This window comes from Chitinophagales bacterium, assembly GCA_041392475.1.
Classification (GTDB): Bacteria; Bacteroidota; Bacteroidia; order Chitinophagales; family UBA2359; genus JAUHXA01.
Window position 1 is genome coordinate 577,978 of the sequence record JAWKLZ010000003.1, and the last position, 21,032, is coordinate 599,009.

Annotated in this window: 16 protein-coding genes; 8 read left to right on the forward strand and 8 right to left on the reverse strand. The window is 39.0% G+C overall.

Annotated features, from left to right (window positions below; genetic code table 11):
* Positions 1-116: 116 nt before the first annotated feature.
* From R3E32_25335 to R3E32_25350, 4 genes are read right to left on the reverse strand one after another with little or no spacing between them, the layout of a single operon-like run.
* Complete coding sequence (locus R3E32_25335; GenBank protein MEZ4888076.1) at positions 117-1,103, reverse strand: NAD(P)H-quinone oxidoreductase; 987 nt, start codon at positions 1,101-1,103, stop codon at positions 117-119.
* A 55-nt stretch (positions 1,104-1,158) separates the two neighbouring features.
* The gene (locus R3E32_25340; protein ID MEZ4888077.1) at positions 1,159-2,223 is read right to left on the reverse strand and encodes a response regulator; all 1,065 of its coding nucleotides are present in this window, start codon (positions 2,221-2,223) and stop codon (positions 1,159-1,161) included.
* Positions 2,224-2,243: 20 nt separating this feature from the next.
* Positions 2,244-3,371, reverse strand: coding sequence for a PAS domain-containing sensor histidine kinase (locus R3E32_25345; protein MEZ4888078.1), 1,128 nt, complete (start codon positions 3,369-3,371; stop codon positions 2,244-2,246).
* Positions 3,364-4,632 (reverse strand): YHS domain-containing (seleno)protein, encoded by a 1,269-nt coding sequence (locus R3E32_25350; protein MEZ4888079.1) that lies wholly within the window; start codon positions 4,630-4,632, stop codon positions 3,364-3,366. Before R3E32_25350 ends, R3E32_25345 begins: the two co-directional genes overlap by 8 nt.
* 309 nt (positions 4,633-4,941) lie before the next feature.
* On the opposite strand from R3E32_25350, the gene R3E32_25355 reads away from it, so the two are divergent.
* The 8 genes from R3E32_25355 to R3E32_25390 all read left to right on the forward strand — a co-directional run bounded on the left by R3E32_25355 (position 4,942) and on the right by R3E32_25390 (position 14,791).
* Positions 4,942-5,493 carry a sigma-70 family RNA polymerase sigma factor gene (locus tag R3E32_25355; GenBank protein ID MEZ4888080.1) on the forward strand — a complete coding sequence of 184 codons (552 nt, stop codon included), beginning with the start codon at positions 4,942-4,944 and terminating at the stop codon, positions 5,491-5,493.
* The gene (locus R3E32_25360; protein MEZ4888081.1) at positions 5,493-5,780 is read left to right on the forward strand and encodes a hypothetical protein; all 288 of its coding nucleotides are present in this window, start codon (positions 5,493-5,495) and stop codon (positions 5,778-5,780) included. The genes R3E32_25355 and R3E32_25360 overlap by 1 nt, the downstream gene beginning before the upstream one ends.
* A 60-nt stretch (positions 5,781-5,840) precedes the next feature.
* Positions 5,841-6,647 carry a mechanosensitive ion channel gene (locus R3E32_25365; GenBank protein ID MEZ4888082.1) on the forward strand — a complete coding sequence of 269 codons (807 nt, stop codon included), beginning with the start codon at positions 5,841-5,843 and terminating at the stop codon, positions 6,645-6,647.
* Between the two features lie 79 nt (positions 6,648-6,726).
* A complete protein-coding gene (locus R3E32_25370) occupies positions 6,727-9,942 on the forward strand; it encodes a PKD domain-containing protein (protein MEZ4888083.1) in 3,216 nt (1,071 codons plus the stop codon).
* A gap of 118 nt (positions 9,943-10,060) precedes the next feature.
* Positions 10,061-10,510, forward strand: a complete 450-nt coding sequence (locus tag R3E32_25375; GenBank protein ID MEZ4888084.1) for a hypothetical protein — start codon at positions 10,061-10,063, stop codon at positions 10,508-10,510.
* 246 nt (positions 10,511-10,756) lie between these two features.
* Entirely contained in the window at positions 10,757-13,441 is a 2,685-nt protein-coding gene (locus R3E32_25380) for a CARDB domain-containing protein (protein ID MEZ4888085.1), read from the forward strand.
* Between the two features lie 156 nt (positions 13,442-13,597).
* Positions 13,598-14,437, forward strand: a complete 840-nt coding sequence (locus tag R3E32_25385; protein MEZ4888086.1) for a hypothetical protein — start codon at positions 13,598-13,600, stop codon at positions 14,435-14,437.
* 81 nt (positions 14,438-14,518) lie between these two features.
* Complete coding sequence (locus R3E32_25390) at positions 14,519-14,791, forward strand: hypothetical protein (protein MEZ4888087.1); 273 nt, start codon at positions 14,519-14,521, stop codon at positions 14,789-14,791.
* An 85-nt stretch (positions 14,792-14,876) separates the two neighbouring features.
* Here the strand turns inward: R3E32_25390 and dusB are convergent, their stop codons facing one another.
* The 4 genes from dusB to R3E32_25410 form a co-directional block, all read right to left on the reverse strand.
* Positions 14,877-15,911: a tRNA dihydrouridine synthase DusB gene (gene dusB / locus R3E32_25395; protein ID MEZ4888088.1), complete on the reverse strand. Its 1,035-nt coding sequence runs from the start codon at positions 15,909-15,911 to the stop codon at positions 14,877-14,879.
* Positions 15,912-16,083: 172 nt separating this feature from the next.
* Positions 16,084-16,632 (reverse strand): DinB family protein, encoded by a 549-nt coding sequence (locus R3E32_25400; protein ID MEZ4888089.1) that lies wholly within the window; start codon positions 16,630-16,632, stop codon positions 16,084-16,086.
* A gap of 161 nt (positions 16,633-16,793) precedes the next feature.
* Positions 16,794-18,029 (reverse strand): imidazolonepropionase, encoded by a 1,236-nt coding sequence (gene hutI, locus R3E32_25405; GenBank protein ID MEZ4888090.1) that lies wholly within the window; start codon positions 18,027-18,029, stop codon positions 16,794-16,796.
* A gap of 297 nt (positions 18,030-18,326) precedes the next feature.
* Positions 18,327-20,633, reverse strand: a complete 2,307-nt coding sequence (locus R3E32_25410; GenBank protein ID MEZ4888091.1) for a WG repeat-containing protein — start codon at positions 20,631-20,633, stop codon at positions 18,327-18,329.
* Positions 20,634-21,032: the final 399 nt, after the last annotated feature.

The following is a 21,032-nucleotide window of genomic DNA, read 5'->3' on the forward strand; positions in this document are numbered from 1 at the left end:
ATTGCCCCATTGATGCGATTAGGTGTAAACAATTGGTTATCAATAAATTAAATTATTGCATCTTACTTCTTTGTTCCTTTATTCAAAGTTTAAAATAAATTTAAACTCTCAGAAAATTAATCACCTGAAACCTTTAACAATACTTTCCCTTTGTTTTTATTGGCTTCCATGTACTGGTGCGCCTCTGCAACATCACTCCAGTTGAAAGTGCTGTCAACAACGGGCTGCAAACGTTTTTCCACGAAAAGTTCGTGAGCAAATTCCCAAAAATCGTGCGTAAGTTGGACTTTATACTCCAATGTTCGACTTCGCAAAGTACTGCCCATTATTTTGAGACGTTTTTGAAGAATAGGTGCTACATTGAGGTTTTCTACTTTGATGCCTCCCATCAAAGCAAGCATGACCATGCGTCCGTCAACAGCCAAACAATTGAGGTTTTTTTGAAAATAGGGGGCTGCTAAAAAATCCAAAACTACATCTACGCCTTTACCGTCTGTTTCCTTCAATACCACTTCTTCAAAGTTTTCTGCTTTGTAGTCAATTGCTTTGCTTGCACCCAATTGCAGACAAATGGAGTGTTTTGATTTTGAAGCGGTAATATAAACCTTTGCGCCTTTCTCACGTGCAATTTGAATGGCAGCAGTTCCAACACCGCTTGCTCCTGCATGAATTAAAATGCTTTCGCCCTGCTGCAATTGAGCGAGCCAAATCAGTGCTTGATAAGCAGTTAGGAATACTTCTGGGATGGCAGCACTTTCTAAAAGTGTCAAGTTTGAAGGGATTGAAGCAGCTAAATTTTCGTGAATAGTGACGTATTCAGCATAACCACCACCTGATAACAAGGCACAAACTTTATCACCGATTTTCCATTTGCTGACTTCGCTTCCCAATTTGCTGACGGTTCCAGACATTTCCAAACCGAGAATGGGGCTTGCGCCTTGGGGCGGTGGATATTTACCCATTCGTTGAAGTGTATCGGCTCGATTCAAAGCCGTGGCAGTGACTTTTACTTGTATTTCGTAAGCATTGGGTTGAGGAGTATCGTACTCGGCGATGTAAAAATTATCTGGACTGCCGAATTGACGGAGTTGTATGGCTTTCATTTTTAGAAATTTTTGATCAACGGAGTTTTAGGTATTGTGAATTGATTCAAAGTTGCTATAGTTTTGCTTGATTTAGAACGGTAATATAGCGTCCTTTGGTGACAATGATTTTTTCTTGCTTCAAATCTGAAAGAGTGCGGATAAGTGTTTCTTTGCTTGTTCCGACCCAGTTTGCCAAATCTTCTCTTGAAATATCTAAGCTAATGCGTTGGTTTTCTTTGAAGTTATCGGGTGCATATTGTTTGCAAAAATGTAAGAGTGCATCCGTCACACGCTTTCTAACTGAATCATACGCCAAATTTAACAAACGTTTTTCCTGTTGTTCGAGGCTATTTGTCAGCAAGGTAATGAAGAATTTGGCAATGTGTTGATTCTTATTGACAAGCTCTAAAAATATAGTTTTGGGAATTAATACAATTTCGCTGTCTTCTAAACTCATTGCCGAACCCTCATATTTTCTATCACCAAATAGCGACCGATAGCCAAAAAAATCGCCTGTTTGGTATATGGCTGAGATGATTTCTTTGCCGTCTTCGTTGGTTTTGTAGGTTTTGACCCGACCTTGGATGATGTAGTAAAGATAGCAGGGATAGCTGTCTTCGTGAAAGAGCATGTATTTAGTAGACACCGACAATTTTTTATGCTCATCGGCAATGGTTTGGAGGATTTCTCGCACTTTTTGAGGATTGTAAAATCCACGAAAAACCGCATCTTCTGTATCATCATATTTTTGTACCAGCATATCTGCTTTTTCGAGCCGTCGCTTAATGGTGTCGAGCAGGTCTAATTCTTCAAAGGGTTTGGTGATGTAGTCATCTGCTCCCATATTCATTCCTTTTCGCAGGTCGTTTTTTTCGGTTTTTGCTGTGAGAAAAATAAAAGGAAGGGTGGCCGTTTTGGCATCGTGACTGAGAATATGCAGTACACCATAACCGTCAAGTTCGGGCATCATAATATCGCAAATAATCAAATCGGGAAGGTGTTCTTTTGCTTTCATAACACCCTCCTTGCCATTGGTAGCGGTCAAAACATGGTAATTGGCAAGTTCCAAAATTTCAGCCGTATTTTCTCGCACATCTTCATTGTCTTCTATTAGTAGTATGGTTTTTAGATGGTTCATTTTTAATGTTTTAGGTTTTTTTAATGAACGTTTGAGTCATGATATATTGGAAATTCTATCCTAAAAGTTGTTCCTTTATTCAATTCACTATCGAAGGTAATAGAACCGCCCATCAACTGCAAATATCGCCTAATAATGTTCAATCCGAGACCTGTTCCTTGAATATTGGAAACATTATCGGCTCTGAAAAAACGCTCAAATAGATGGACTTGTGCTTTGTGGGGAATTCCGATGCCATAATCTTGTACTTCAATTAGAATGTTTTCTTGGCTCACTGCGCTTCGTATGTCTATTTGTTGTCCTTCATTTGAGTATTTGATGGCATTGGAGAGTAGATTGATTAGGACATTGTGGAGTAATTTTTTATCTAAAAAAACCTGCTCTTTTGTAGTAAAATGCTGAAAAATAATTTTTTGATTTGCCTTGGTCATGGCTTCCAATTCTTCAATACTTTCTTCAATCGCTTCTTTGAGATTGAAGGAAAAAGGAATATGTTTGACTTTTCCTTCCTCCAATTTGCTGATAGATAGAAAATCATTGAGGATGTTGTTGAGGTTTCGTACCGACCGTTGTATGCGGTCAATGTGTTTGACACGTTTATCTTGCAGTTCCGTTTTATTGTATTTTCCAATAAGTGTTGCAGAGGATAAAATGGAGGTCAGGGGAGTACGAAATTCATGTGAAGCCGTAGTAATAAATCTGGATTTTAGTGCATTGAGTTCTTTTTCTCGTTTCAATGCTTCTTGCGCTTCGGCTGCTAATACTTTATCGCTGATGTCGTGAATAATGCCTGTAAAGATTCTCCCTTTATTTAGTTGAACCTCTGCTACACTCAATCTTGCGGGAAATACGGAGCCATCACTGCGTAAACCCACTACTTCTCTGCCGATACCGATTATCTTTTTATGCCCTGTTTTAAGATAGTTGTCCAGATATTTATCGTGTTCTTTGCGATAAGGTTCTGGCATCAATATGCTTACATTCTTACCAATCAGTTCTTGGGGATCATATCCAAATAAATTTGCACCAGCGGGATTGATACTTTCTATATTCCCTTTGGTATCAATGGTTACTATCCCATCAGTTGCAGTGTCGATAATGGCCTGTAATCTTGACTGAGTATCTATTTGTTGTTCTTTATTATTCATCGTTGGTGATTTGTTCCCAAAATTTATTGGCTCTTTCGATGGCGAGGCTTTCATCTGCTTGTTCATTCCACTTCAATAAGGCATCGTAGTCCGATGTTTTATAGAAAAGATAGAGTTCCCCATCAATGATTTTGAAGTTTTCTGGATCGGCATCATATTTATCAGCAGTATAACCATCCTTCACGCCTTCTATGGACATTCCTAAAGCACACCATCCTCCGTATTTGGGTAAATAATTTTCTGGATTTTCGGTAAATGTATTTAGGTTTTTGCGGCTGCTAAACTGAAATGTAGCACTTCGGTATGTAGTAGTATGTTTTTCTTCTCCTTTAATGGCTTTGTTACTTTTGAAGTAAGCAACTGGGTCATAACCCAATAACATAAGCCCTTTTTTGGTCAGATTGCAAGATTTTTTGAGTGGCGGCAATTGTTTCTCTTCAATGGTTTTTTGAGGAACCGATACTGTTGCAGTGCTATTTATTGTATTGGTTTCGGTTGCCTCAACTGTTTCATCATTGTTGAACAAGACAGGCATATCAGTAGCCATATTATTTGAAAACTTGGTGGGAGTTGCTGATTTTTCAGGAAGGTTCTGATTGCTGACTGTTAGGTTGTTTGGAGGCCCAATAATGGCTTTAGACTGGCTGTATTGTATCCTTGTTATTTGCGTTGTGTTGTCATCTGTGATAGATACTTCAAATAAAGTACTGTAATCCATCTGGTTGATGCTACTAGGAGAAAAGGACTGCGATAGGTTTTGTAGTATGGTGGTGATGACTTCTAAGTTCCCCACAATCAGTATGTTTTGCCCTTTTCGCTGCTGCAAAATGCGTTGTAAGAAAGATTCGATCTGTTGGCTATCGTAAGTATTGATAATGATCCGTTTGTTTTTAGCAACATCTTTTGCCGTTTCTTTATCACATGTATTGTAGCTTGTATAAATGGCATTGATGGTTTCGGATTGCAGCATTTCTGCCAAATCTTTGGCACGTTGTTGTCCGAGATTACTCAAGGATACTTCTCCTATTGCGTTAGTATTTGTTTCGGTATGCCGCACGATGTAGAAAGTAGTAGTTGTTGCTTCTTGAAAAGTATAGGGTGACGGAACGGCAAAAGAATAGATATTCGAGAAAAGTAGTGGTAGAAGAAAAATAATAAAAAGGTATTTTGAAATGAAATAAATGAAAAATACATTTACAAGTGAAATTCTATGAAAAAACTTAGTTGGTGAATAGGACTTGATTAATTTTTGCAAACTCATAATGAGACTTTTATTAAACGAGATAAAAATGATGTCAAATTTTTCCCTATTAATTTGAAGATGATAAGATAGCATATTTGCCACAATTAATTGTCAATTTAGCATGAAAAAATAAATATGGTTAATAAATCAAGAAACTTTTTTGTTTTTTAACGTCATAAAAATCGCTTCTTGTTTTTTATTTGTATTATGTGAGATTCTACCCGACAATTATTTACTAGGTAATCTATGTTTACTTTAAAATCAATCTTTGCAGTCATACTTTCATTCAGCTTTTCTAGTACAAAGAAGCAGCATAAAAAAAATGAATTGTCTGACGAAGAAATTGTGGCAGAAATAGTTCGTACTCAGAGTGCTACTCTTGTAGAGGTGCTGTATGAACGCTATGCTGATAAGGTTTTTAGAAAGTGCATTTCCTTTGTGAAGGAGGAAAGTATTGCTTCTGACTTGACACACGATATTTTTATCAAAGTTTATATGAAGTTGGCTTCTTTTAAAGGTAATTCAAGGTTTTCAACATGGCTGTATTCTATCACGTATAATTTTTGTGTAGATTATACACGGAAAAATAGTAAGACGAAAACAGTTTCTATTGACGATGAGGAGCGGGTGAAGAATATAGAGGTAGAATCAGTAGATGATTTTGCACATATAAAAGCTACAAGGTTAAAGGTTTTACTAGAAAAAATCAAACCAGAAGAACGCATGATCTTGCTGATGAAATACAAAGATGATATGAGTATCAAAGATATACAAGAGGTTTTAAAGGTGTCTGAAAGTGCTGTAAAAATGAGACTCAAGCGTGCAAAAGAAAAGGTACATGAATTGTATAAAAATACTTACGCAGAAAATTATATGTAATGTCAAACCCATTTAAAGAGTTAGACGAATTAGAAGAATCTATAAAAGCCCCCGCATCTATCAAAAATAAGGTGATGGGATCTTATGGTTTTATTACGAATATTGCCAGAATAGTAGAATTTATTTTTGGTAGTTTGACCAATGTACTTACGGGGATGCTGGGCTTATTTGACCATGTGACACCTACCAATCCTCAGCAGCAGATAATGGGCTTAAGTTCGTATTTAGAGGAGAACGAAGATATTGAAGATGTATCTTTAGAGGAAGAGGAAGAGGAAGATGAATAGGAGGAAGAAGGATTTGCTGAAATTGCAAACAAAAATTAAAAAATATACAATCCATAAACGATGAAGATATTTGAAACTGTAAAAGAAGCTTTGACAAATAGAACGGTAGAATTAGTCGCTGTTTTACCAGATGTAATTGGTGGTTTGGTTTTGCTATTCGTTGCTTGGTTGATTGCCAAACTTATTTACAAGGTTACCTACAAAGTGTTGGTTGCTATTAAAGTGGATAATTTGGGAGATAAATTGAAGGAAGTGGATTTATTTGCTAATCTTGACTTCAAACTCAGCAAAACCATTGCAGGGGCTATTTATTGGTTTTTGATGACCATTATTATTCTTGAGACGAGTCGGGCAATGGGCTTAGACGCTGTTGCCAATGGTATTTCGAGCTTCATTGCGTACATTCCTACCCTGTTGAGTGCCATATTGTTTTTTATTGCGGGAGTATTTATCGCCAACATTATCAAAGAAGTCATTGCAGCAGCTTGTGCGTCAATGAATATTGCAGCTGGACGGGTAATCAGTAGTTTTATTTTCTACTTTTTGGTGGTGATGATTGCGATTACTGCCATTAACCAAACAGGTATTCAAACCGAAATTCTTACCCAAAATGTTACCATCCTCATCGGTTCTATTTTCTTTGCCATTGCACTGGGGTATGCGATTGCCTCAAAAGATTTGATGGCGAATATGCTTGGGTCATTTTACAGCAAAGGCAAATTCATGATAGGACAGACGATTAGAGTAGAAGGGATTGAAGGAAAAATTCTACAAATTGACAGTACTTCGATTGTTTTGCAATCAGATGATAAAAAAGTGGTAATGCCTTTGTCCAAATTGACAAATACAACGGTAGAGATATTGTAACTAGCTGCTTGAATGACAAATTGATTGCTTTAATAATGCTATCTTTGTTCCTCTTTCGACTCGTTTAAAAACCTACAAGATGAAGCAATACATAGCCCTTACATACTTGTTGTTAAGCTTTTGCACATATCTTCCTGCACAAATAAGTAGTGGAGGTACTCCCTATAGTTTCACTCATTCTTCACTGACCTCCAAAGTGCCAACAGCTTCTATGCCAAGCATCAACCTTGCAGCACTGAAAGCAGAAGATGCCCTCAATGATGGTGACAAACAAGTTTTTCGGTTTGGAAAGTCTATTGAAGTGAATTTTAATTTAGACAATGCAGGCGTTTGGGAAACATTGAAGAATGGAGATAAACTCTGGCGATTGCAGATTTTTGCCAAAGGTGCAAAAACCATCAACTTGATTTACAACGATTTTTACCTACCCAAAGGTGCGAAACTATTCCTCTACAATGCCGACAAAAGCGAAGTCATTGGAGCATTTACCGAACGCAATAACAAGCCTTACCGCAAATTTTCAACTACTTTACTCAAAGGCGACAAGACCATTTTGGAGTATTACGAACCTGCAAATGTAGCTGGCAAAGGTATTGTTCAGATTTCGGAAGTGATACATGGGTACAGAGGTTTTGAGCCAACGGTCGAAAAAGGCTATGGTGATTCGGGAGGCTGCAATGTGAATATTAACTGCTCAGAAGGAAACGATTGGCAAATACAGAAGCGAGCAGTAGCCATGATTATTGCAGGTGGAAAACGGGATTGTACAGGGGCTTTGGTCAACAATGTGCGGCAAGACGGCACACCTTATTTATTGACTGCCAACCACTGTTTGCCCAACAATCTCAACGAAGTACAAACGTGGTTGTTTATGTTCAACTACGAAAGTCTCAGTTGTATAGACGAAGATGGACGAACCGACCAAACAGTATCGGGTTCGATACTGAGAGCATCTTCTGCCGATTCCGATTTTGCGCTGGTCGAACTGAGTGAAATTCCTCCAATAGAATACGGAGTTTATTTTGCTGGTTGGTCGGCTGAAAATGTGGCAGCAATTCAATCAACGTGTATTCACCATCCCGCAGGAGATATCAAGAAAATCACTTTCAATGAAAATCCACTTGTGAGTGACAATATTGGAGGAACACCTCTGAATAGTTTTTGGAAAGTGACAGAATGGGAAAAAGGTACAACCGAAGGAGGTTCGTCAGGTTCTCCCTTGTTTGATCCCAACAAACGAATCGTTGGTCAATTGTACGGTGGCTTTGCATCTTGCTTCAATAGTAGTTGGGATAAGTATGGAAAATTTTCCTATTCGTGGAACAGTGGTGACAGCAACGCTTCAAGACTCAAAGATTGGCTCGATCCAGATAATACAGGAACTTTAATCATAGATGGAGTCGAAGGAAATGCTCCAAAATTGGACTTGGATGCAAGTATTTTGTCCATTGCTTCTCCTGATAAGTCTATCTGTGGCGCACAAAGTATTAACCCTGTGATTTTGTTTCGAAATGTAGGCGCACAATCACTTACAAGTATCAGTTTTTTGTATTCGATTGATGGTTCTACAAATGAAATGATGACATGGGAGGGAAATTTAGATTTTTTCGATTCGGAGTGGGTCGCTTTGCCGCCCATTGAAGTAGAAGCAGGAACGCACACTTTGGTTATTTCTATCCAAAATCCCAATGGAGAGCTGGATATGAATGAAACCAACAATGTGATTATGTATGATTTTGAAGTGCTGAATGGAACTGTTTTGAAGGTGGATTTGAATACGGATAGATTTGGCTCAGAAACTTCTTTTCAAATCAAGGATGATGCAGGGAATATCGTGGTAGAGAGAACAAATTTCGATAGTGATAGAAAGTATAACTTTGACTTTTGCTTGACACCCGATTGTTATGTCTTTACCATTTTTGATAGCTTTGAAGGACCTGATGGTTTGGGTGATGGAATATGTTGTCAGAATGGCAATGGCAGTTATATGGTTGGTTTGGAAGGAGGAATCGTGTTTGGAGAAGGAGGAGAATTTCGTTCGTCGGAGTCTGTAACCTTCTGCATTGAAGACAAATTGGTGTTGCAAGCTGCTTTCAGTGCTGACCAAACAGAGGTTTGCAGCGGTGATGCGGTTCAGTTTACAGCTTTGTCAGGTGCCGCAGCTACTTACGCATGGGTGTTTGAAGGAGGAACACCCGCTATTTCTGCTGAACCAAATCCTTTGGTGGTATTTGAAAATTGGGGTGACTTCAATGTGTCATTGAAAGTGACCAACAGTGTTTCGGAAGACGAATTGGAGGTGGAAAACTATATTCGTGTAAATGGAACAAATCTCGACATTCTCACCTTCAATGCCAGCAATCCTATTATACAAGATGGCGGCGTAGAATTGGATATTTCGAGTAGTTCGTCAATGGAGAATTTGACCTTCAATTGGAGCAACGGTGCGACAATTGCAAATCCAGATAAATTGACGAGAGGAAATTACAGTGTGGTGGTGACGGATGCAAATGGTTGTAGTACAAAGAAAAATGTTTTTATAGATTCGGATATTCTGCCCATAGTGGCAATGATTCAAACGGATAAACACCGTATATGCGAAGGTGAATCCATTGTTTTTGAAGATGTGAGCAACAATAAAGCAACTGTGCGTCAATGGGAATTTTTTGGAGCAGAAACGGTCAGTAGCAACGATGAAAACCCAGTGATTTCCTATCTGCAACCAGGAATTTACTCCGTGCGCCTCATTGTATCGGATGCCTACACGACCGATACACTCACACTCAACAACTATGTTGAGGTCGGAAACATTCCTGATGTGGTGGTACAAACTACGCCTCCTGAAATTGGGAAAGACAATGGAACAATCAAATTGACGGTCGAAAATGCCAGTCCTGCTACAACCTATCAATGGAATATCGGTGGACCAACCAGCAGCGAACGCTCCAATTTGGCGGAAGGTGCTTATACTGTTATTGTCACCAACGAAAAAGGATGTCAAAAAACGTTGGAAATCCCTTTGAAAACGGCAGTGGAAGCACCAGATGGTTTTTTGGTCTATCCAAATCCTGTCAGTGATGGCACTTTGTATTTCTACAACAACAATCCCTCAGATATTCCTGTTTCCTTCAAAATATACAGCCTTGAAGGTCGTTTGGTGGGAGAGTGGTCTTTGGACGGCAACAATCGAAACTATTATTTAGACATTGTAGCCATTCCTTCGGGCGTATATTTACTGTGGTCAAACATTGGCGGAAAAGAACGGCAAGAAAAGGTAATTTTGCTGAACGATTAAACTTTGGATATCAAAAAATGTCTAAATAAGGCAAAGAACTTGATGAAGGTTTGTGAAATATTTTGTAAACTACCATCGTTTCAACAAATGAATTTTCTAAAAATAAAATATTTCCTAAATGAACATTTTGAGATTATTTTTATTCACACTATTGATTGGCTGCGGTTTGAGCAGCGTTGTATTTGCACAAGATGCTAAAGGCTCAATGGGAGATTTTGACATGAAAGTAGAAGACAGTAGTTTTCCTACTCCACCCAATGCGGATTATGCAACGGCTGTTGTCAACTATCAATTGGATTACATGGGCTTGAAAGCGGGTAAAAACTTGCTACACACAGACCAAGCAAGTGGCATTAAACTATTTGCCAATTACAACCCTTATACCCACAAATACAACCTTGTAGCACAAACTCGAAAAGGAGAAGACGTTGCAGTAAAAGTAGAAAAATCGAAAGAAGACCCTACCTGCATTTTTGCGACTGTTCCACCAGATTGGGTAAATGTGCTTTGTTCTACTCGATATACGTATAGTGAAGATATTAAGAGTAAAAATAGCAACAAGAAATGATGGCTTGTATGGCTAAACTGTTGGATGGTTGTTAAATGAGCTATGTAGTAATAGAATTATTCAATCATATAGCAAACAACCATTGCTCACAAAAGCTCTTATTGAAGGATAGTCTTCAATAAGAGCTTTTTTTTTAGGAGTATTTTCTTCATTTCATAAATAATATGCTTATATTTATGGAAGTTCCTCCCATTCCCATTCCCATTCAATTAAACAGCGATTTCTTAACCATAAATGCCTGCAACCATGCCAAAATTTACCAAGTGGGTGAGTCTGTTTTGTGCCCTTCTTTTTACCACCTCTACCTTTGCATCCATAGACCTCGAACTATCTATGACAGCCGACAAAACCAATGTAGAAATCTACAAAAACCTAATCTACACTCTAATTATTCAAAATAATGGAAATGAGGCAGCTACGGGTGTTAAAATCGAATTTCCGCTTCCTGAAAATACTGCCTACACGAGCAGCACTACTTCAAAGGGAAACTATGCCTTGTGGACCAAAACATGGTCTATCAATAAATTGGCAGTAGGCGAAAGTGCTACTTTAGAGCTTATTGTTTTTACCCTCATCAAAGACAAGCCCTTCAAAGGGTTTGCACAAGTCATTGCAGCAGACCAATCCGATTCGGATTCAACACCTAATAACAATACCCTTTTTAGTCCAATAGAAGACGATGAGGCTTTAGCAGTTGTCAATGAAGGGAGCAACAATCTTCGCCCCAACATTTACCCCAAAAACGCTCGTTATACAGGACAGGGAAACAATGCTTCCATCTATTTGACCTGTGAAATCCAGAACAATGGGCAAGCAAATGCACCAAATGGAATCTATACCGTTTATGCCTCTACTGACCAAACAGTGAGTAGTGACGATAGAATAATTGCTTCAACACAAATGCCTGCTGTCAATGTCGGACAAACCATTGAATTTTCCACCATAGCTCAGGGATTGACTGAACCTATTGGCGAATACTATTTGATTTGGGTAATGGACTCCAATAACACGATTGAAGAAACCAATGAATCTGATAACCAATATTTTGTGCGAATTACCCGAGCAGCAAACGAAACCAGCCAAACCTACTTTTTGCAGCAGTTTGGCACAGGTTTTCCACTTCAATTGGTGGAAAATTCTACTGGATATGAATTGGTTACACAATTTACAGGCTCAGAAAAAAACTATACTTTTGCGAATGTAAGCAAGACAGGCAATTTAACAGATAGCCCATTACCACTTCAAATTACTGCTGAATATGAAGGAAAAGTCTTCAAACGAATCAACAATGGCTTTGTAGAATTCGGCAACAAAGACGAAAACACCCTTTACATTGCCAAACGAAATGAAAATGCTGCAATTGTTTGGCTGCAAGAATACCAGCTCGATTCTAGTTTGGAATTGCAAGCCGTAGATATTGAAGCAACAGCAGACAATGGCTTTATTGCTACGGGTTCGGTCTTTGTGAAAGATCAAGTTATATATCAAGGAAATACCTTGGATCGTATAACGGAACATCCTTTTGCCTTGAAGGTAAACGCTAACGGCAATCAACAATGGTTCAATTTTTATCAAACTCAAATAGGCATAACAGGGCTTGATTTTTACTATGAAAGTGGTTTGCAGATTGTTCAACGTCAAAATGGGGCTTATGTTATTGCAGCTAACAGAAGGGTAGCAAATCCCAATGGCCATCCCCTCAGTTTCTCAAATGGCAGTTCGGTCAGTATTTATCAGATAGATGCAAATGGAAACCAAACGAATGTGGAAGGAGGAGCAGGGCAATTGGGAGCTTTTACAAGCGTGAGCGAATTAATACCAACAAATGATGACGGTTATGTGTATTTGCATTTGCTTAACTATGTAGGGAATGGGGGACAAATCGCCTTTGCAACGAAAGGAGGCGGTACTCAATCTTGGGAATATGCTCGGTCAGGCTCTAAATTTGGCACTGCTTACTTCAATGACGTAGTCGAAACCAATGATGGAGGGTATATGCTCGTAGGAGATTACATTGACTTTGCTGCTCCCAACAATCCACCTGCCAATTTCTTCAAGTTGGATGAAAACGGGGTGGAAGAATGGACAAATTTCATTGGAAAAGTCGGAAATGTATTGATTCAAACCAGTGATGGAGGTTTTCTCATGGCAGGTTCGAAGGAAGGGGAGGTGTTTGCTGCAAGGCTAGACAGTGAAACCAATTTGACTCCTCCAATTCAGACAGAAGGTGTTGACATCGAACTGCAATACACTGCCGACCGTAAAATCTACCGTCAATGGGAACGTGTGAACTACACTTTGACCGCCACCAATACAGGCACAGAAAAGGCGACTAATCTCGTTATTTCTGACCCGATTCCTTTTGGTATGGCATTCACCAGCAAAACAGTATCAAAAGGAACCTACAATCTGTGGTTTCAAACGTGGACGATTCCCGAACTGGCGGCTGGCGAAACGGCAACGCTCAATTTGGTATTGTTTACGCTCTTCAACGATGCTCAAATTGTGAAATTTGCTCAGGTCAAATCGCTCGATCAAATGGATATAGATTCGACTCCAAATAACAACAATACGAAGATTCCAAATGAAGACGATGAGACGGCAGTGAAAATTACGCCTGTCAATTTTGGCAGTGGAAGTGGAAAAGATGTTTTGGAGAACCCAATTGCAGCGTCTAATACTTTGAAGATTTACCAGATGTTTCCTATTCCAGCCGATGATTACCTCAATGTGGTGTTTGGAACGGATGGTTTTCAGGTGAATCTGTTATTGTATGATGTGAATGGGCGTTTGATTCAGCAAAAATCATTGCAGGTGAATCGTGGTGAGAATGCCCTGCAATTGGAGGTCGGTGATTTGGCTGTTGGTTTTTATACGATTTCTTTGGAAACGCCAGAGGGGTTTGTGCGAGGGAAGTTTTTGAAGCGATAGTTTTCAAATAGAAAAGCCCACTTCGTTAGAAGTGGGCTTTTCTATTTGACTTTAGTTCAATGTCATTCAATTAAGGTAAAAAAAGCAAAAGAGGAGATAATATAGTAATTTTACAGATTCATACAATTACTTGAAAATCACTAAAAATCCCCTCTAATGCGAGCAGTAAATTTACAGATTATCTCTGAGTTAAAAAAGTTTATGGAAAGAGCAGAACATGAAAAATCAAAATACTGTGTTCACAATAGTGCTTTTACTCGTAAACGCAAGCTGACTTTTTCAAGAGTTACACTATTGATACTAAATTGTTTAAAGAGAAGTTTGTCTGTGGAACTAATAGATTTCTTTTCACAAATCGGAGCATTAGACGAACTGGTGGCTAAGAGTACTTTTAGTATGGCTCGTAAGAAACTCAAAAAGGAGTTCTTCGAAGATTGGAACAAGGTATTGTTTCAAACATACTATGAACAAGCAGGAGAGAGTGTACGCAAGTGGAAAGGCTTTACCCTGAAAGCTACAGATGGTTCTACCGCTTATTTATTTAATGATAAGGCGAATAAAATGGAGGAATATTTTGGTTTACATAGAGGTAAGGTGATGGCACGTTTGATGGTTTGCTATGATGTTCTGAATGAATTGATTGTGTTGGGTAGAATGGATAAGATAAAGACCTCAGAAAATGCGATTGTCTATGACTGGTTAGATACCTTGCAGGCGGAAATGAGTGAGACCGAACGCTCTTTGATGTTGTACGATGCGAAATTTGTGGGTTTTCGTATGATTTATGAACATTTGGAGCGCAAGTTAGATTTTGTGATGCGCAGCAGCCCCGAGTTTAGCATTCAAATCAAGCGATTTGTAGAATCAGGTAAAAAACAACAAATCATTGATATGCACCCTACTACTCAGGCAGTCAGGGAAATGCAAGAATTAGGCTATTCAATAAATATGGACACACGTTTGAAAGTACGTTTGGTACGACTGTGTGAACAATAATGCGAAACCTTATAATTTAAATCGGGAACTTATTTTATTGAAGTTCCTAATGAATTCCCTCCCACTATATCGGGATGGAGTTTGTTAGCAAGAAAACTAAATCCTTTCAATAAAAAGAAAATCGGACCGACTATCCTCACCAATATCACACAGTCTATGTATATGGCTTCTAATCACTTGCAAGACAGGGTGTATGCAGACTCCAATATAGATTTGTTTATTGTTCCTCCAATAAGCGAGGCGGATTCTATGACACTGGATGCTAGCGTCCAATTATACGGGTTGGGTTCATCGAAGATTTTAGTGGAGCAGTTAAAGACTTTTGTAGTTTCTTTTTTACCTCACGCAACTTAGAAACGCTTCAAAAATAACTTTATCAATTTTATTTGATAACAAACTGATATTGAAGTGTTTTTTTATTCTCATTTTAATTTACTCCTTATTTCTTCCCTGCCAAAGTCGCCCCCACCAATTCATGCTTACCTGCCACCTCAAAATCCTTGTATTCCTCTCCAATCTCCTCCAACGTATCAAACAATTCGGCAGGTTCGTAACTCGTCACTAGCTTCAATCTAAACGGTTTGATATTCGGAAACCCTCTAAAATAATTGGTATAGTGTCGGCGAGTTTCGACTACCCCTCGGTGTATGCCTTTCCACTCCAAAGACTTTGTTAGATGCTCTTTTGCTACTGCTACACGCTCGGCAACTGTGGGAGGAGGAAGTTCTTCACCAGTCGCCAAAAAATGTTTGATTTCCCTGAAAATCCACGGATAACCAATTGAAGCCCGACCAATCATGATACCATCTACTCCATATCGGTTTTTCATCTCCAAAGCCTTGGGGCCAGAATCTATATCCCCATTGCCAAACACAGGAATGTGAATACGGGGATTGTCCACAATCTTTCCAATCAAGGTCCAATCCGCTTCCCCTTTATACATCTGCTTGCGGGTACGTCCGTGAATCGAAATCGCTTTGATACCTACATCCTGCAATCTTTCAGTCACTTCTTCAATGAACAAGGTATTTTCGTCCCAACCCAGACGGGTTTTTACTGTTACAGGAAGATTTGTTGCCTTCACAATATGGTCGGTCAAACTCACCATTTTGGCAATGTCCTGCAAAATACCCGCACCCGCCAATTTGCAGGTTACTTTCTTGACAGGGCAACCATAGTTGATGTCCAATACTTCAGGCTTGGCTTCTTCGACAATCTCCGCAGTGCGGCGCATCGAGTCTAAATCGGCTCCAAATATCTGAATACCAATGGGACGTTCGTCGTCATAAATGTCCAATTTCTCCACGCTTTTTGCCGCATCTCGTATCAAACCCTCCGAACTGATAAACTCCGTGTACATCATATCCGCTCCCAATTTCTTACACAAAGCCCTGAAAGGTGGGTCGCTCACATCCTCCATTGGAGCAAGCAAAAGCGGAAATTCTCCTAATTCTATATCGGCTATCTTAACCATTGGTCAATGAAAATTAAAATCTAAATGAAAATCAAAAAATTAACTTCAATAAAATAAGTTCTTCGATGGTGTGAAGACTTTTGATTGTTTTATGGCTAAATTGCCATATTGTTGAATTGTTTTTTCTAAACCTATTTTCTCCCAAATTAGTTTCCTTCCTAAATCACCAATCTCAATTCTCCACTATCCGATTAATCGCCTTCAAATGGTGTCCTGTATGAAAAATGGTGAAAAACAATATTTCACGCACCGTCAATTTACCCAAAAGTGGATGCGGCATCAAGTAGTTGTCCAAGTCCTTTTCCGACCATTTTGTATCGGCTCGCTCTATCAATTTTCCTTTCACCATCTCCCAATTTTGAAGCATTTCGGCTTTGTGGTATTCCTTTGCCGCATCAGGTGAAAAAGGCCCGCTACTCACTCCGCCAGCTGCCAGCTTTTCTTTGTAGCGTTCAACCAAGCCCTCATAAGTGCGAGAGAGGCGGTTGGGTTTGCCGAGGGTGCGAATCATCAATTTATTCATTTTCAAGCCCGAAGCCACAGGCGCGCCTCCTCTGATGAGGTGGTCAAAATTTTCGGCAATCGACCATTTTCCTTCAATGACTTGTTTCGAGAACAATTCATCAGGCGTATTTTGAATCACTTGTGCTACTTCGTCAAAAATCAAGGGAATCTGCTCCAAAATGTCTGCTTTGGAGTAAAGGCTGTTGTTGATTGGCATTTTATTAGCGTATTTTTGAACTGCAAAACTCACTATTTTTTGCTGCAATTACAAAATTAATACAATTTATGGTGCCAACACTTCAATCTGAAACGGGTAGGATGTGCTGGCTCGACTTGTTTGACCAGACCGATTTATCACCCAATAGAGTAAATTCCGTTTTATCTTTTCCCTTCAATGATGACCTGTTCCACCAAATTGCTGCCAAAAGAATAGGGTATCCGTGCGATGCTGTCAATGGGTTTGGTGATGAATACATTGGCTTTTTTGCCCCGACAAATACTTCCCAATTCGTTCTGCAATTCCATGGCATATGCTCCGTTGATAGTTGCGGCATTGATGGCTTCTTCGGGCAACATCCGCATTTTAATACACGCCAAAGATAAGACAAAAGGCATATTGCCCGAAGGAGTCGAGCCAGGATTGTAGTCGGTCGCCAAAGCAACTGGCAGACCAGCTTGCAGCATTTTTCGTGCGGGAGGATAGTGTTCATCGTTGATGAAAAAAGGGGCGGAGGGCAGTAGAGTCGACATGGTATTGGAGTTTTGGAGGGCTGCAATTTCTTGGTCGTTGAGGACTTCTAAGTGGTCAACGGACAGCGCATTGTGAGCGACGCCTGCTTCAATGCCGCCCATGCAGTTGAACTGATTGGTGTGGATTTTGGCTCTCAATCCGAATTTTGCGCCTGCTTGCATGATTCGCTCGGTTTCGGCAACTGTGAAGGCTACTTTTTCACAAAATACATCAATGTAATCTGCCAATCCTTCTTCTGCAATCGTTGGTAGCATTTTGTCGACTACCAAATCCACGTAGTCTTTGCGCTTTTCTTTGTACTTCAATGGAATCGCGTGTGCGCCGAGAAAAGTGGCTTTGATAGTGAGGTCGGAGATTTTTTTGAGGCGTTGAATGACTCTCAGGATTTTGAGTTCACTTTTGTAGGTGAGTCCATAGCCGCTTTTGATTTCGACTGCTCCTGTTCCAAAACTTTTGATTTCCTGCAATCGCTCCCAAGTGCTTTCGAGGAGTTCTTCTTCGGAGCTTTCTTGCAGCCGCCTTGCAGAGTTCAAAATGCCACCGCCTCTTTCAGCGATTTCTTGGTAGGTCAAGCCCTGTATTCGGTCTTGAAATTCTTGCTCACGAGTAGCGGCAAAAACGAGGTGTGTGTGGGAATCGCACCAACAAGGGAAAACCATTTTTCCGCTTGCGTCTATTACTTCTTTTGCCGGAACTGGGCAATCTTCCATTTTTCCGAAATCGGCTATCAAGCCGTCTTCTATCAATAAAAAGGCATTTTCGATGCTGGGCAAAGTTGCCATGTATTTTCCTGCAATCCATTTGGCGGGATTGTTTTCTTCAATTTGTACGAGTTGTTGGATGTTGCGTAGGAGTATTTGCATGGTTTTTGAAGATTTGAAGGTTGAGATATTGTGGTGAAACTACAATTTTTTTTTAAAAATCTGGTTCTGTGACAATTTTTGTGGAAGCAATAAAGACTTCGGAAGTTTCATTTTATAAGAAGTTAACTTTTAGCGAAATAGTTTTTTGATTTTGTAAGCGGCAAACTTCCAAAGTCTCAAATCACAGATTTTGTCAAATAACCAAAAATCTGTTTCTGAATTGAATGTGGTATTAAAAAACCTCCAATAGCCGAAGCCATTGGAGGTTAATTTTTTTATTTATTTACATACTCGAAGTTACTCGTCAAGGAGCGAAGTCTCTTCGGTCTTCCAAACAACCTTTCCTTTGTAGTTGATATAAGTCATTTGGTTATTTGACTTTACTTTTGCCAAACCATTGTCAAAATCTTCCACTTCTTGGAAATGAGGTTCGATGATGATATTTCCACCTTTATCAATAAAACCCCACTCTCCATCAACTTGAACGGCGGCCATTCCTTCAGAAAAAGAACGGGCCAAATCATAGGTAGGAATGATGGACAATGTACCTTTTTGGTCAATGAAACCGTATTTTTTACCTACTGCTACACAAGCCAAACCTTCTTTGAAGGAAGAAATATTATTGAATTGTGGAGCGGCAATCATATTGCCTTCAGTGTCAAGAAATCCCCATTTATTGTACTGTTTGAAAGGAGCAAATCCATTTTTGAAGTTACCCACTTCTTCATATTGAAAATCAATGGCAATATTTCCTGTTTCGTCCATAAAACCCCATAAATCTCCTTTTCTAACCTTGCCGAATCCTTCATAGAATTGGCCTGATACAGATTCTACACCTTTCAATGAGATCAGGTCTCCATTTGGATACAAGAGATAACTTGCATCTCCTTTTTGAGCCGTGGCAAGTCCATTGATGAATGGATTTGCTTGGTCAAAATGTATTTTAAACAAATCTTGTCCTTTTTTACCAATATAAAGATATTTGCCTTCCTTGACAACCAATGCTGCACCATCCACAAATCCAGTTACTTGCTCATATTCTGGAGTGATGACTATGCGACCTTTTTCACTCACAAAACCCCAAAGTGAGCCTATTTGAATTGCTTCTAGCCCTTCTATAAAAAACGACTCAGTTGTGGGTAGAATATCATCATAAGGACCTAAAATGAAATCATCTTTACCTACGAAATATTTTTTGCCATCCTCTGTTGCTATTGCACATCCTCGGTTACAAGTATAAATGTCTGAAAAACGTGGCTCGATGATGGTTTCGCCAGCTTTATTGATGAGGCTCCACTTATTATTTTGTTTCACCCACATGCTGTTACTTTCAAATTGCTTGACATCATCAAAATCAGGTTGGATGATGGTTTCTCCTTTTTCATCAATAAAACCCCATTTTTCGGGCATTCCCACGATTGCCCAACTTTCAGAAAAGGAGTAATTTTCTTGATAATATGAGTTTAATACCCAATTGCCTTCTGTATCAATGTAGCCTCTTTTTTCATCTTTTCGTACACTCGCAAGTCCGCTAGCAAATGGGCTAACTTCGTCAAATTGAGGAGGAATCGCAAAGTCACCTTCTTTGTTGATAAAACCCCATTTGTTGCCCAATGCAACAGCTGCTAGTCCTTCTACGAAGGTATATACCTTCTTGTCTAAGCTGGTATTGGGAGTAATGCAGGAACCTGTCAAACAGGCAGTTGGATTTTCAGGGCTTGCAGAACAGGCTTGTCTAAACTGGGATTCAATCACCATTTTACCCGATTCATCAATAAAGCCATAATTGCACATGTCATTTTTTAAAGTAACGACTAGGGCAAGTCCGTCAGAAAATGACTGGGCATAGTCATAGACGGGTTTGATTTTCCATTCACCAGAGGTGTTGATATAGCCATATTTATTATCTGATTTTACACAAGCCAACCCTTCTGAAAAATCGGCAGAATTGTTGTAATCAAATTTGGGTTTTACAATAAACGTTCCTGTGCGGTTGATGTAACCCGAAGTAGATTCGCCTATACTTTTTGCCTTTGCCAATCCATCTTTGAAAGATGAAGCTAACTGGAATTGCGGCTCAACAACTACCTTACCTGTTCGGTCAATAAATCCCCACTTACCATTCAATTGAACTGCAGAAAGACCTTCAGAAAACGGAAGTGCATTTTCAAATTGTGGCTCGATGACTATTTTGCCCGTTCGATCGATAAACCCCTGTTTGTCTTCAATAAGAACCGATGCAAAACCCTCTGAAAATTGGTAGGCCCAATTGTATTCTAACGGAATGACTAATCTTCCGTAGGTGTCAATAAAACCATATTGTTCATCGACCTTAATGGCCGCCAATCCTTCACTAAATGGAAAAATAGTTTCGGCATTGAGATCTACTTTTTCTTTAGTGTCTTTGTGAATAAAACTGTAGGCGGCTTTTTGTTTGATTGGGAATAGGGCTGTAGGTTTTGTGAGTGGGTTGTCAATAGGGTAGGAGATGTCTGAGTCAGCCTTGTTCAAAGCTATTTGATCGTCTTCTTCCTCTTGAGCATAGGAGGAAAATGGTATTAGATGAATGCATAGCGCAATAAAAAAAAGTGTAAATTTTTTCATGACTAAAATTAAACGTTTGTTATGGTAAATAAATTAAAAATCATGTCCGACTCTTTTCTTCAATTAAATGTGTCTTTATAGGGAAAATATTCACAAACAGTAATTGAAAAGCAAAGAGTGATTCGATGAAGGGTGGATTTTATAGTGGTTATGGACTTGTGTATAAAATTTTTAAAGGTTAATGAATGTCTTTCGATGGGTGAATTAATGGAAAGAAAATCGCTTAAAACTACATATTTTTTTATAGAAAAATACCTGAAAAAAATAAAATTTAGATGTTTATAAATGATTGTACTATGATGCACAAAAACAAAATGAAAAATAATAAACGAAGTTTTGTTATAATAAACCACAGTAAGCTCTGATATAATTTAAAATAAATGTATTTTAATATTTTAA